Origin of the sequence: Streptomyces sp. NPDC056503, assembly GCF_042794995.1 — a bacterium.
Taxonomy (GTDB): Bacteria; Actinomycetota; Actinomycetes; order Streptomycetales; family Streptomycetaceae; genus Streptomyces.
Genome location: NZ_JBHTST010000192.1, coordinates 1 through 12483 on the forward strand (window position 1 = coordinate 1; position 12483 = coordinate 12483).

At 71.3% G+C, this 12483-nt stretch carries 15 protein-coding genes; 5 read left to right on the forward strand and 10 right to left on the reverse strand.

Annotated elements, in window-relative coordinates; genetic code table 11:
- Window positions 1-71: 71 nt before the first annotated feature.
- The 5 genes from ACFQ8C_RS34535 to ACFQ8C_RS34555 form a co-directional block, all read right to left on the reverse strand.
- Window positions 72-749, reverse strand: a complete 678-nt coding sequence (locus ACFQ8C_RS34535) for a class E sortase (protein WP_383465523.1) — start codon at window positions 747-749, stop codon at window positions 72-74.
- A gap of 36 nt (window positions 750-785) precedes the next feature.
- Window positions 786-2027, reverse strand: a complete 1242-nt coding sequence (locus tag ACFQ8C_RS34540; protein ID WP_383465525.1) for a class E sortase — start codon at window positions 2025-2027, stop codon at window positions 786-788.
- Window positions 2024-2662 (reverse strand): aminodeoxychorismate/anthranilate synthase component II, encoded by a 639-nt coding sequence (locus ACFQ8C_RS34545; RefSeq protein WP_383465527.1) that lies wholly within the window; start codon window positions 2660-2662, stop codon window positions 2024-2026. Before ACFQ8C_RS34545 ends, ACFQ8C_RS34540 begins: the two co-directional genes overlap by 4 nt.
- The gene (locus tag ACFQ8C_RS34550) at window positions 2659-2820 is read right to left on the reverse strand and encodes a hypothetical protein (RefSeq protein ID WP_169092881.1); all 162 of its coding nucleotides are present in this window, start codon (window positions 2818-2820) and stop codon (window positions 2659-2661) included. The genes ACFQ8C_RS34545 and ACFQ8C_RS34550 overlap by 4 nt, the downstream gene beginning before the upstream one ends.
- Before the next feature lie 95 nt (window positions 2821-2915).
- On the reverse strand, window positions 2916-3695 hold the full coding sequence (locus ACFQ8C_RS34555) for a DUF881 domain-containing protein (protein ID WP_383465529.1): 780 nt from the start codon (window positions 3693-3695) through the stop codon (window positions 2916-2918).
- 140 nt (window positions 3696-3835) lie between these two features.
- On the opposite strand from ACFQ8C_RS34555, the gene crgA reads away from it, so the two are divergent.
- Complete coding sequence (gene crgA, locus ACFQ8C_RS34560; protein ID WP_169092879.1) at window positions 3836-4090, forward strand: cell division protein CrgA; 255 nt, start codon at window positions 3836-3838, stop codon at window positions 4088-4090.
- Window positions 4091-4393: 303 nt separating this feature from the next.
- Here crgA and ACFQ8C_RS34565 read toward each other — a convergent pair whose 3' ends face one another.
- Window positions 4394-5260, reverse strand: coding sequence for a rhomboid family intramembrane serine protease (locus ACFQ8C_RS34565; RefSeq protein ID WP_383465531.1), 867 nt, complete (start codon window positions 5258-5260; stop codon window positions 4394-4396).
- A gap of 23 nt (window positions 5261-5283) precedes the next feature.
- Complete coding sequence (locus ACFQ8C_RS34570) at window positions 5284-5802, reverse strand: peptidylprolyl isomerase (protein ID WP_383465547.1); 519 nt, start codon at window positions 5800-5802, stop codon at window positions 5284-5286.
- 305 nt (window positions 5803-6107) lie between these two features.
- On the opposite strand from ACFQ8C_RS34570, the gene ACFQ8C_RS34575 reads away from it, so the two are divergent.
- A complete protein-coding gene (locus ACFQ8C_RS34575) occupies window positions 6108-6878 on the forward strand; it encodes a DUF5324 family protein (RefSeq protein ID WP_383465533.1) in 771 nt (256 codons plus the stop codon).
- Between the two features lie 109 nt (window positions 6879-6987).
- Here the strand turns inward: ACFQ8C_RS34575 and ACFQ8C_RS34580 are convergent, their stop codons facing one another.
- Both ACFQ8C_RS34580 and ACFQ8C_RS34585 read right to left on the reverse strand, forming a co-directional pair.
- Entirely contained in the window at window positions 6988-7350 is a 363-nt protein-coding gene (locus tag ACFQ8C_RS34580) for a DUF6344 domain-containing protein (protein WP_383465535.1), read from the reverse strand.
- Between the two features lie 245 nt (window positions 7351-7595).
- Window positions 7596-8714 carry an acyltransferase family protein gene (locus ACFQ8C_RS34585; protein ID WP_383465537.1) on the reverse strand — a complete coding sequence of 373 codons (1119 nt, stop codon included), beginning with the start codon at window positions 8712-8714 and terminating at the stop codon, window positions 7596-7598.
- 263 nt (window positions 8715-8977) lie between these two features.
- Between ACFQ8C_RS34585 and ACFQ8C_RS34590 the strand changes: the two genes are divergently transcribed.
- The 3 genes from ACFQ8C_RS34590 to ACFQ8C_RS34600 all read left to right on the forward strand — a co-directional run bounded on the left by ACFQ8C_RS34590 (window position 8978) and on the right by ACFQ8C_RS34600 (window position 11673).
- Complete coding sequence (locus ACFQ8C_RS34590) at window positions 8978-10177, forward strand: NAD(P)/FAD-dependent oxidoreductase (protein ID WP_383465539.1); 1200 nt, start codon at window positions 8978-8980, stop codon at window positions 10175-10177.
- A gap of 31 nt (window positions 10178-10208) precedes the next feature.
- Window positions 10209-11108 (forward strand): RNA polymerase sigma-70 factor, encoded by a 900-nt coding sequence (locus tag ACFQ8C_RS34595; RefSeq protein WP_383465541.1) that lies wholly within the window; start codon window positions 10209-10211, stop codon window positions 11106-11108.
- Window positions 11109-11229: 121 nt separating this feature from the next.
- On the forward strand, window positions 11230-11673 hold the full coding sequence (locus ACFQ8C_RS34600; protein ID WP_383465543.1) for a hypothetical protein: 444 nt from the start codon (window positions 11230-11232) through the stop codon (window positions 11671-11673).
- 10 nt (window positions 11674-11683) lie between these two features.
- On the opposite strand, the gene ACFQ8C_RS34605 is transcribed toward ACFQ8C_RS34600, so the two are convergent.
- Window positions 11684-12355 carry an enoyl-CoA hydratase-related protein gene (locus tag ACFQ8C_RS34605; protein WP_383465545.1) on the reverse strand — a complete coding sequence of 224 codons (672 nt, stop codon included), beginning with the start codon at window positions 12353-12355 and terminating at the stop codon, window positions 11684-11686.
- Window positions 12356-12483: the final 128 nt, after the last annotated feature.

A 12483-nucleotide genomic window follows, 5' to 3' on the forward strand; every position in this document is an offset into this window, starting at 1 on the left:
GCCCCGGAGACCTTCGAAGGTCTCCGGGGCTCCCCCCTTTCGGCGCTCTCCCCGTTCCGGCGTTCTCCCCTTCAGCGGAGTTCGGCCGGCGGGGTGCGGTCCGCGTCGACCTTCTCCGTGCGGGCCAGTTCGCCCCAGACGATGTAGCGGTAGTCGGAGGTGTACATCGGGGTGCAGGTGGTGAGGGTGATGTACCGGCCGGGCTCGGTCTTGCCGGACTCCCCGGGGACGGGCTGGAGGACGTCCACGTTGTACTTCGTGGTCTCGGGGAGGGTCTTGTACACCTTGTAGACGTACCAGGTGTCCTTGGACTCGAAGACGATCGGGTCGCCGTTCCTCAGCTTGTGGATGTTGTGGAACTTGGCGCCGTGGCCGTCCCGGTGGGCGGCGAGCGTGAAGTTGCCCCGCTCGTCCTGGGGGAGGGCCGACGTGATCGGGTCGGTGTAGTAGCCGGCGACGCCGTTGTTGAGGACGGTGCTGTCGGTGCCCCGCTTCACCAGGATCTCCTCCCCGCCGAAGGCGGGGACGTGGAGGAAGCCGAGGCCTCCCTTGGTGTCGAGGGCGCCGGGGCCCGGGTCGGCCCACTCGCCGCGGACCTGCGCGCCCTCCTTGTCCGCGGCGCGGTCGGCGAGGACGTTCGTCCACCACAGCGAGTAGACGACGAAGAGCCCGAGCACGAGGCCGGCTGTGATGAGGAGTTCACCGAAGACGCTGATGAGCCCGGCGATCCGGTTGCGCGCACGTGACACTGGGTCGGCCCTCGTCCCTTCTGGAGGTGTGGGGTCTCAGCCTACGAGCGCGTTCGGCTTTCCCTTGCTGCGCGGGCGTTCCTCGACCAGCTTTCCCCAGACGATCATGCGGTAGGTGCTGGTGAACTCGGGCGTGCAGGTGGTGAGGGTGATGTAGCGGCCGGGGCCGGTGAAGCCGGATCCCTTGGGGACCGGGTCGATGACGGAGATGTTCGAGGGCGCGGTCTGCGGGAGGATGCTCGCCATCTCGTACGTGTAGTAGGCGTCCTGGGTCTCGACCACGATGGGGTCGCCGGGCTTGAGGCGGTTGATGTAGCGGAACGGCTCGCCGTGGGTGTTGCGGTGGCCGGCGACGGCGAAGTTGCCCTGCTTGTCGGCGGGCATGGCGGTCTTGAGCTTGCCCTCGCCGTAGTGGCCGACCATGCCCTTGTCGAGGACCTTGGGCTTGCTGATGCCCTCGGCGACGGGGACGACGACGTCCAGCTTGGGGATGTACATGATGGCGAAGCCCTCGCCGGGAGCGAAGACGTCCGGCTTGCTCTCGCCCTTGGCCCAGGTGTCCTCGATGCGCTCCTTGGCCTGGTCGGTCTCCTGGCCGGCGAGGACGTTGGTCCACCACAGCTGGTAGGCAACGAAGAGGAGCATGACCACGCCGAGGGTGATGAACAGCTCGCCGACGACGACGCCGACGCTGTCCTTGGCGGCCTTCGCCTCCCTGGCGGCGCGGCGGGCCTCGACCCGCGAGAGGGGGCGCTCGGCGGCGGCCCCGGCCGCCGGTCCGGCCGCCGGCCGGCCCTTGCCTCGGCCCTGCTTGGCGGCGGCCCGCCGCCGCTCGGCCCGCCCGGGCCCGGGAAGGGGCTCCACGGGCCTCGTGGCCTCTTCGGTGACCTGGGGGAGCTCCCGGGTCCCGTCGGCCCCGTACGGCTCGCGTATGGGCTCGTGGACGGCTTCCCGCGGGGGCTCGGGGGCGGAAGGCGTCTCGTAGGCCGGGGGCGTCGTCTCGTAGGCCGGAGGCGCGGTCTCGTAGCCGGGAGGCGCGGTCTCGTAGGCCGGGGGCGTCTCGTAGGGGTACGGGGTCTGGTCGCCGTACGCGTCCCCGTACCCCGCTCCGTACGCGTCCCCGTAGGACGGCTCGGTCGGGTACGGATACGGGTACGGGCCCTGCTGCTCGTAGCCGTACGGGCTCTGCTGCTCGTACGGCTGGTGACCGCGCTCCTCGGGTATCGGCTCGGAGCCGGGCCGCTCGGGGTCCCGGAACCACGGCGAGCCCGTGGTCACGCGACGGCCTTGCCCACCACCGGCGCGAGCCCCGCCGACCGGCCGACCGCTCCTTCGTCTCCGCACTGCACCAGCCAGTTGGCGAGCATCAGGTGGCCGTGCTCGGTGAGCACCGACTCGGGGTGGAACTGGACGCCCTCGACCGGCAGTTCGCGGTGGCGGAGGCCCATGATGATGCCGTCCTCGGTCCGCGCGGTCACTTCGAGTTCGGCGGGCAGGACGGCCGGCTCGGCGGCGAGCGAGTGGTAGCGGGTGGCCGTGAACGGCGAGGGGAGGCCGGCGAAGACGCCCTTGCCCTCGTGGATCACGGGCGAGGTCTTGCCGTGCAGCAGCTCGGGGGCGCGGTCGACGACCCCGCCGTAGGCCACGGCCATCGACTGCATGCCGAGGCAGACGCCGAAGACCGGGACGCCGGTGGCGGCGCAGTGCCGCACCATGTCGATGCAGACGCCGGCCTGCTCGGGGGCGCCGGGGCCGGGCGACAGCAGCACGCCGTCGAAGCCGTCCTGGGCGTGGCTCAGCTCCACCTCGTCGTTGCGGAGCACCTCGCACTCGGCGCCGAGCTGGTAGAGGTACTGCACGAGGTTGAAGACGAAGCTGTCGTAGTTGTCGACGACGAGAATTCGCGCGCTCACTGGCCGTCCACCGTCACATCGTTGAACGGAAGCAGAGGCTCCGCCCAGGGGAACACGTACTGGAAGAGGGCGTAGACGACCGCGAGGACCAGCACGACCGAGATCAGCGCCTTCACCCAGGCGTTGCCCGGCAGATGCCGCCAGATCCATCCGTACATGACGTCCGAGGCCCCTTCCGTTCGTTACGGGCACCAGAGTACGGGGCGAGGGCTCCGTCGGGGGGAAGCTGTCCGAAGCCTGTGGACGAGCGGTCTCAGGCGGCGGGCCTGGCGTGGTGGAGGTCGACCGCGCCGGCGTAGCCGGGCAGGGTCACGCCCTTGTGGTCGTCGACCTTCCAGCCGAGCCCGTAGGCCTTCACGTACAGCTGGTAGTTCTGGAGCGCGGGGGAGTCGGCGAGGGCCTTGTCGAGCTTCCCCCGGTCGCCGACGGCGGTGATCTTGTACGGGGGCGAGTAGACCCGGCCCTGGAGGATCAGGGTGTTGCCGACGCAGCGGACGGCGCTGGTGGAGATCAGCCGCTGGTCCATGACGCGGATCCCTTCGGCGCCGCCCTCCCACAGGGCGTTGACGACGGCCTGGAGGTCCTGCTGGTGGATGACCAGGTCGTTGGCCTGCGGTTCGGGGTAGCCGGGGGCGGCCTGGGCGCCGGGCGGGGCGTCGTCGAGCGTGACGGTGAGGCCGGGGCCGGAGATCTCGGAGGTGCCCGCGGCGGTCTCCAGGGCCTTGAGCCGGCGGTCCTCGGCGGCCGTCGAGCCGTCGTCGCGGGCGGCGAGGGAGTCGACCTCGTCGCGCAGGACGGCGGTGGACTCGTCGAGGCCGGCGTTCTTGTGGCTGCGTTCCTCGATGAGGTCGGAGAGCCTCAGCAGGGAGGCGTCCGTGCGGATGTTGGTGCCCTTGGCGGTGTTGAAGCTGGTGACGAAGAGCAGTCCGGCGAGGGCGAAGACGGCAAGGGTGAGGAGCCGGACGGGGCGCCAACGGATGGCCTTGCCCGGTCCGGCGGGGGGTTCGCCCGGAGTGTCGGCGGAATTGCTCAACGTACCCTGATCCCCTTCTGCGCCGCGGAACCACTACGCTAACGGACGCCCGGGGGGCGCAGTCGACCTGCTACGTCACATCCCGGCGACAGCCACAGTTCCCTGCGCGGTCACGCAGCGCATCGACAGGAGAGTCCCTCGTGCCGAAGTCACGGATCCGCAAGAAGGCCGACTACACGCCCCCGCCGGCGAAGCAGGCCGCCAACATCAAGCTGACGAACCGCAGCTGGGTCGCCCCGGTGATGCTGGCCCTGTTCGCCATCGGTCTGGTGTGGATCGTGGTCTTCTACGTCACCGACGGTTCACTTCCGGTCGAGTCGATCCGGAACTGGAACATCGTGGTCGGCTTCGGCTTCATCGCCGCCGGCTTCGGTGTCTCCACGCAATGGAAGTGAGCGTCTTAGCGGCGCCTAGCGGGTCTGCCCATCCGCCGTCAAGCTCACCCCAGAGTTTATCCACAGCGTTGTGCACAGCACTGGATAACTTACGAAGATCTGTGGATAACTCGCACCGGGTTGACGCCGGTCATACTGCGAGGATCGCCTCAGAGCAGGCCGGAGCCCCCTACCTCTCGGGAGAAATCCCAGCTCAGAGGTAGGGGGCTCGGTCATGCCCACCTCAGTGGGGAGAACTCGCCACGCACTGTGGATAACTCTGGGGAAAGCTCGTTTCCCCAGCTCATCCACAGCCTTCTGTGCTCAGGTGAGCGCCATCGTCCGGGCCACCGCGACCCCCGCGTCGACCAGCAGCAGCAGTCCACAGGCGCCGTACTGGATCAGCTCCCGACGGCTCCGGGGGGCCTGCACGAGCGCGTACGTCACCAGCACGCCGGCCACGAGACCACCGACATGCGCCTCCCAGGAGATCCCCGGACGGGTGAACGTCATCAACAGGGACAGGGCCACGAAGAGGATCACCGGCCGCATGTCGTGCCGGCGCCGGCGGGCCAGCACCACCCAGGCGCCGATGAGGCCGTAGACGATCCCCGAAGCGCCCAGCGAGGGCTGGTTGGGGGCGGCGACCACATAGGCGAGGACCGAGCCGGAGAGACCGGAGAGCAGGCAGAGCAGCGCGTACCGCGACCGCCCCAGCTCGGGCTCGACGATCCCGCCGATCACCCACAGGCCCAGCAGGTTGAAGAGGATGTGCCAGGGTTCCTGGTGCAGGACCGTGGCGGTGAGCAGCCGGTACCACTCTCCGTCCGCGACCCCGACGACCTCGCCGAGCAGCGGGTTGTACGCGTACCCGATCAGCACGAGCTCGTCGACGAACCGGTCGCCGAGGATCAGCACCAGACCGTAGACCAGCACGCAGATCCCGATGAGGATCTTGGTGACCAGCCGGTCGTCGGTCCTGACCCGGCCGCCCGCGAGCGTCCTGGCCTGGTTGGCGTCGGCCGCGTGCCCGGTGCCCGAGCCGCTGCGGACGCAGTCGGGGCACTGGAAGCCGACGGAGGCGGAGATCATGCACTCCGGGCAGATGGGCTTCTCGCAGCGGGTGCAGCGGATGCCCGTCTCGGTGCCGGGATGGCGGTAGCAGTGCGGCGGTCCGGACTGCGCGTCCATGGGCGGGGTCCCGTCCTTCCCGGTCAGCGCTGCTCGATCACCACGGACTCGACCACGACGTCCGTCAGCGGCCGCTGGGTCTGCGCGTCGGTGGGGACCTTCGCGATGGCGTCCACGACGGCCCGGCTCTTCGCGTCCACGACCTCGCCGAAGATGGTGTGCTTGCGGTTCAGCCAGGTCGCGGGGCCGACCGTGATGAAGAACTGGGAGCCGTTGGTGCCCGGCCCGGCGTTGGCCATCGCCAGCAGGTACGGCCGGTCGAACCACAGCTCGGGGTGGAACTCGTCGGCGAACTCGTATCCGGGGCCGCCCGTGCCGGTGCCCAGCGGATCGCCGCCCTGGATCATGAAGTCGCCGATGACCCGGTGGAAGACGGTGCCGTCGTAGAGGGGATCGGTGGAGACCCGGCCGGTGCCCGGATGGGTCCACTCGCGCCCGCCCGAGGCGAGCTCGGTGAAGTTCCGCACCGTCTTCGGCGCGTGGAACGGCAGCAGGCGCACCTCGATGTCGCCCGCGCTGGTCTTGAGGATCGCGTACGGCATGGCCACGGTCCGCCTTCCCTCCCTGGTCGTGCGTCACGCCGCGGAACGGATCGCCTCACGCGTCCGCGGCTCTGGCGAGTCGATCCTCGCATGCCGGAGCGGCCTCGAACGGCCCGGAACCACCCCGGAGCCGCCCCGGGACGACCCCGGATCCACCCGGGATCCACCCGGAAACGGCATGCCCGCATCCCCCGCATGCCCCGGATGCCCGCCCCGCATGCCGGACTTCGTTCCGGCAGGCATGATGCCGAAAAGGATGGAAAGGTGAAAAACCGACATCGCTCGCCATCGAGGAGGAGGAACCCGTGACTCGCATGGACAGCGTGCGCGCCGCTACGGATTCGGCGAAGGAAAGCGTCCTGCACGCCGCGGACGTGGTGGCGCCGTACGCCGGCACGGCCAAGGACCAGGCCGCGCACTATGCGCACGAGGCGCGGGTGCGGCTCGCACCCAAGGTGTCGAGCGCCGCTCGGCAGGCACGCGCGCAGGCGCGTGTGCAGTACGCCGCGTACGTGGCGCCGCACGTGCCGCCGCGGGTCGACGACGCCGCGCATCGCGCCGCGGCTCGGACCCGCTCGGTCGCCCATCAGGTGGCCGACTACACCGTTCCGCGTGTCGAGCACGCGGTCTCAGCGACCGGTCCCGTCCTTGAGGAGGCCGGGTCGCGTTCCACTGCCGCCTGGGCCGCGCTGCGCGGTCAGGTGACGCCGGACGACGTCCGGAAGATCGTGAGGAAGCAGGAGCGCCGGGCCAGGGCCGGGCGTCTCGTCAAGGGGCTCGCCGTACTGGGCCTGCTGCTCGGCGGCGCGTTCGCCGCCTGGAAGTGGTGGGACAGGCAGGCCAATCCCGACTGGCTGGTCGAGCCGCCGGCGCCCACGGAGGTGGACGAGGGCTCGGGTTCGCCGTCCGCTTCGGACGGGCTCTCGGGCGTGGAGTCGGAGGCCGGTACGCGGGTGGTCGCGGATTCCGGGAGCGTGGTGGAGGCCGAGACCGGGACCGGGACCGGGGCCGGGACCGAGACCGGGATCGAGGTGGAACCGGAGGCCGAGTCCACGGAGCCCGACGAGCGCCGCTGACCTGGGACCGTTCCCTTCGTTCCGTTCGTTCCGTCCGGAACCGTTCCCTCGGTTCCGTTCGGGTCCGTGCCGGGGCGCGGAGAGGGTGGAGTCGCGCTCTCCCCGCACCCTAGGCGGCCGTCGCGAGCGCCAGCCGCGTCAGCGCGGCCGGGTCGCTCGCGAGCAGCGGGGCGTCGGCGCGGAGCGTGCGGGCGGCGGGAGCGGAGCCGTGCGCCTCGGCGCCGATGCGCTGCTTGATGGTGGGCGGCAGCGAACCGCGGCGGGCGGGCGCCCAGGACTCCGCCCTCCTCGGCGCCACGACGGTCGCGGTGCGCTCCGCGGCGACGGTGGCGGGGGCGGCCGGCTCCTCGGGCTGGGTCACGGGGGCCTGGCCGTGGGCGGCGGCGGGGGCCGCCAGGCCGACGGAGGCGAGCAGGGCGAAGAGGACGGAGATGAAGGCGGTCCAGAACTGCTTGACCTTGGCGGTGGCCATGGCCCCTCACTTTCGCGTGTGCGGCGTTCTCGGATGGTTCATTTCGGGTTGCGCGCTTTACATACCTTTCTCATGATCTGTATGCGCACCCGGATCCGGCGGAGCGACGCCGCGCCCGCGCAGTTCTTCCGATGAACACCACCCGTCCGGATCAATGGCCGCCTTGTCGGCGGCCGGACGGTGGCCCTCCTGGACCGTTCCTTTCGGATCACGCCGGGCTCGCGGCGTGATCCGGAAGAGACGGCCTAGGCGAGCCGGCGCTTGAGGTACCGGCTGAGCGGGTTCTCGACCAGCCGGTGGACGAGGTACGACAGCACCAGCATCCCGGCCGTCGTCGCGCCGACGAGGACCCACGGGTGGACGCCCCGGGGCGAGAAGTGGCCGAAGACCTCCCAGCCGATGAACTCGTGCAGGAGGTAGAGGGGGTAGGTGAGCGCCCCCGCGACCGGCAGCCACCGCCACTGGACGCCGGACAGCTTCCCGGTCGCGATCAGCGCCATGAGCCCGAAGATGACGGTGATGACGGCGATCACGGGCCAGTAGGCCTGCTCGCTGACGTGGGGAATGTGCCTGAACTTCTCGACGGAGGGCACGAGCGAGGCGCAGAAGCTGACGCCGACGATGCCGAAGAGAAGCAGGTTCGGGCGGAACCGGTACATCAGGTAGAACGCCATTCCGGCGATGAAGAACCAGCTGTACTCGGGCATGACCAGCGTCCGCAGCGGACCGGGCTCGGCCTTGGTCGCGAAGATCGTGGCGACCCCCCAGACGCAGCAGAAGAGGACCACCCGCTGGTACGTCAGGCCGAACCAGACGAGGACGGCGAAGAGCAGGTAGAAGCGGAGCTCCGCGAAGAGCGTCCAGTAGACCGCGTCGACGGGCTGGACCCCGAGCGGCTCCTGGAGCATCGTCAGGTTGACGAGGACCTCGTGCCACGCGCGGCTCACCCGCTCGCCCGGGACCACGGCGAGGGTGATCGTCGTCGCGATGACCGCGAACCAGTAGGCCGGGTAGAGCCGTACGACGCGGGAGACGAAGAACGCCTTCAGCGGCCGGCCCCAGGCGCTCATGCATATGACGAAACCGCTGATCACGAAGAACAGCTGGACGCCGAGATAGCCGTACGAGGTGAAGCGGGAGACCTCCGGGAAGACCGTCCATGCGGGACGGTCCCACGCCTGCGCGCCCAGCGCCGTGTAGTGGTAGGCGACCACCATGAGCGCGGCGCCGAGACGGAGGCCGTCGAGGACGTAGAGGCGCCCTCGCTTGCGTGGAGCGCTCGACGGAATCCGCGATTCCGTTTCCGCGGTTCGGTCCGGGGACGGTGCGGACCGCACCAGATTCGACACTTGGGTAGCCCTCACCTAGACATCGCCTTCGAGCCACCTCGGAGTGGGATGGCATCAGCGCGGAGCCGACCTTATGAACCCCATAGGTCACTCACAAGGTTCAAAGCTCGTGATTCTGAACTCAACAACCATCTGACGGTCGATCACACACCTCCCGCCTGCCCCGCATTCCCCACATGATCAAGTGACCTGCGTCACATGACGTCACAACCGTCGCCCACCCGGTGTCCTGAGGTCGACCCCCTGAAGGGGGCCGGTCCGGAAACGAGGGAGACACCATGGGCGGCACCACCGAAGTGGTCGTGATCGGCGGCGGGTACGCCGGCGTCATGGCGGCCAACCGGCTCAGCGGACGCGAGGACGTGACCGTGACGGTGATCAACCCCCGTCCGTCCTTCGTCCCCCGCCTCCGCCTCCACCAGCTGGTCGGCGGCAGCCACCCCGCGGTCGTCCGGTACGACGAGGTCCTGGCGGAGCGCGTCCGGCTCGTCGTCGACTCCGTGGCCCGGATCGACGCCCACGCGCGCGTGGTGGCCCTGGAGTCGGGTGCCACGGTCGGCTACGACCACCTCGTCTACGCCGTCGGCTCCACCGGAGCCCGGCCGGAGGTCCCCGGCGTCGCCGACCACGCCCACCAGGTCGCCGAGCTGGAGTCGGCCGAGCGGCTGCGCGCCGCCCTCGCCGCGCTGCCCGCCGGGGTCCCGGTCACCGTCGTCGGCGGCGGCCCGACCGGCATCGAGACGGCCGCCGAGATCGCCGAGGGCGGCCGCCCGGTGACGCTGGTCTGCGGCGGGGTCCTCGGCCCCTATCTGCACCCCAGGGCGCGGCGCTCGGCCGCCCGGCGGTTCGCCGCCCTCGGGGTCACGGTGCTCGACGGCCCCGGTACGAAGGTGACCGAGGTGACGGCGGAGGCGGTCCGGCTCGCCGACGGCCGGGTGGTGGACGGCGGGCTCGCCGTCTGGACCGCCGGCTTCGGCGTCCCGGACCTGGCCGCGCGCAGCGGGCTGAGCACCGACGCCGCCGGGCGCCTGCTCACCGACGAGACGCTGAGCAGCGTCGACGACGAGCGGATCGTCGCGGCCGGGGACTGCGCGGCCCCCTCGGACCTGCCGTTCCGGATGAGCGCCTACGTGGCCGGCTGCCTGGGCGCGCACGCCGCCGACACGGTGCTGGCCCGGATCGACGGCCGCCGCCCCGCGCCGGTGGACATGGCCTTCAACGCGATGTGCCTCAGCTTCGGCCGTCGAACGGCGATCTTCCAGATCGCACACAAGGACGACCGGGCGATGAGAATCTACGTCGGCGGGCGTGCGGGGGCGAAGCTCAAGGAGCTCGCCTGCGCGCTCAGCGTCAAGCACCTGACCGAAGAGGCACGCAAGCCCGGTGCGCACTCGTGGCCCAAGGACGGCAGGCACCGGCCGCAGCGGCTGCGGGAGCGTGCGGTCCGCACGGCGGACGTCCCCGAGCACGCGGCCTGACCGGCAGGGCCGAGAACGGGGAGACGGAAACATGACCAGCGAGCACACCACGGACCCGGCGACCGAGACCTTCGTCGCCCACCGGAACCTGCTCTTCACCGTGGCGTACGAGATGCTCGGCTCGGCCGCCGACGCCGAGGACGTCCTCCAGGAGACCTGGCTGCGCTGGACCGGCGTCGACCTGGCGCAGGTCCGCGACCAGCGGGCGTACCTCGTCCGCGTCACCACCCGCCAGGCCCTCAACCGGCTGCGCACCGTGCGGCGGCGCCGGGAGGCGTACGTCGGGCAGTGGCTGCCCGAGCCCCTGCTCACCACGCCGGACGTGGCCGAGGACGTCGAGCTGGCGGAGAGCGTCTCGATGGCGATGATGCTGGTCCTGGAGACCCTCACGCCGACCGAGCGGGCCGTCTTCGTGCTCCGCGAGGTCTTCGAGGTGGGGTACGACGAGATCGCGGCGGCCGTCGACAAGACCCCGGCCGCCGTCCGCCAGATCGCCCACCGCGCCCGCCGGCACGTCGACGCCCGGCGGCCCCGCACCACGGTCTCGGCCCGTGAGGCGCGGGCGGTCGTGGACTCCTTCCGGCAGGCGCTGGAGACCCGCGACCCGCAGGGCTTCCTGGAGCTGCTCGCCCCCGACGTCGTCCTCGTCAGCGACGGCGGCGGGATCAAGCGGGCCGCGCTCCGCCCGGTCGTCGGCGCCGACAAGGTGACCCGCTTCTACCTCGGCGGCACCCTCAAGGCCGACGTCACGGTCACCACCGAGCCCACCGTCGTCAACGGCGCCCCGGCGCTCGCCGTGCTCGTCGACGGCGAGCTGGACGGCGTGATGGCGATGCGCGTCGAGGACGGCCGGATCAGCGGCCTCTACTACGTGCGCAACCCCGAGAAGCTCACCCACGTCGTGGCCGAGACCTCCCTCACCCTCCGCTGAGACCCCGGGTGGGGCCCCACCCGGGGCCCCACCCGAGGGCACCCACCGCCAAGCCCCCTACCGCCGAGACCCCGCCGGCCCCCTCCGGCCGGCCCCTCCCCGCACCGGAAAGGACCCAGAGATGTCCGCACGGACCACGGCGACCGCCGCCCCCCGCACCGGCTTCCCCCGTACCGTCAGAGCCGCGGTCGCCCTCCAGACCCTGGCCCTGTTCTTCCAGGCGAGCACCGCCGGCGCCCTGCTCGTCTCCTCCCAGGGCGCGCTCCTCCACGACGTCGGCTCCCGCGTGATGTACGGCGCCTCGATGCTGTACGTGGTGGCCGCGGTGGTCGCCTGGCGGCCGGGCGGCGGCAGCCCCCGGCCGATCCTGTACGCCTCCGGGCTCCTCGTCCTCGCCTCGGTCCAGGTCGTCCTGGGCATCGCCCACCTGCCGGCGTTCCACGTGCCCCTGGGCGTCGCGATGGTGGTCCTCAGCACCCTGGACCTCGCCCGCGTCCTGACGGGCCCGGCCGGGGCGCGGCCGCGCGGGGAGGCTACTCGCGGGGAGGTGCCGCGGGCCGCGTGAGCCGCGCGGCTCAGCCGAGCGGGTCCGCGGTGTCGCGGAGGGCGGCGAGGGCCGGGGCGTACATGCGGGCCTTGATGGTGCCGAGGGTGTCGCCGGCCTTGGCCGCCTGGGCCTGGGCCAGCTCGACGGCGGTGGCGCGGACGGCGTCCTCGGCGACGGCGTGGTCGACGATGCCGGCGGCCTCGGCGTCGGTCCCGCCGTAGCGGTGGGCGGTGACCATGGCGCGGTGCGCGGTCGGCGGGGTCAGCCTGGCCTGGATCAGGGCGGACATGCCGGGGGTGAAGGGGATGCCGATGTCCGCCTCGGGCAGGCACCAGAAGCCGCGGTCGCCGCGCATCACCCGGAAGTCGTGGGCGAGGGAGAACATCGCGCCGGCGGCGAAGGTGTGCCCCTGGAGCGCGGCGACGGTGACCAGCGGCAGGGCCAGCAGCCGCGCGAACAGCCCGTGGACGGAGACCACGTACTCCTGGTGCCGGTCGGCGTGGGCGAAGAGCCACTCCAGGTCCAGGCCGTTGGAGTAGAACTTCCCGGTCGCGGCGGTGACCAGCGCCCGGGGGCCCTCCGCCTTCTCCACCTCGTCGAGCGCGGCGCCGACGGCGGCGATCCAGTCGGGGTGGAAGCGGTTCTCCCCGTCTCCGAGGTCGAGGACGAAGACGTTGTCGTGACGGTCGAGCGTGGGCATGACGACTCCTCACAGGGCACGGGTCGCGGCGGACCAACACTTGGTTACCGACCAGTAAGTTAGGCCGTGTGGCGACGCCCCGGCAAGAGATCGCGCAAAAAGCCCCTCCGGCCTGCTTTTCCGCAGGC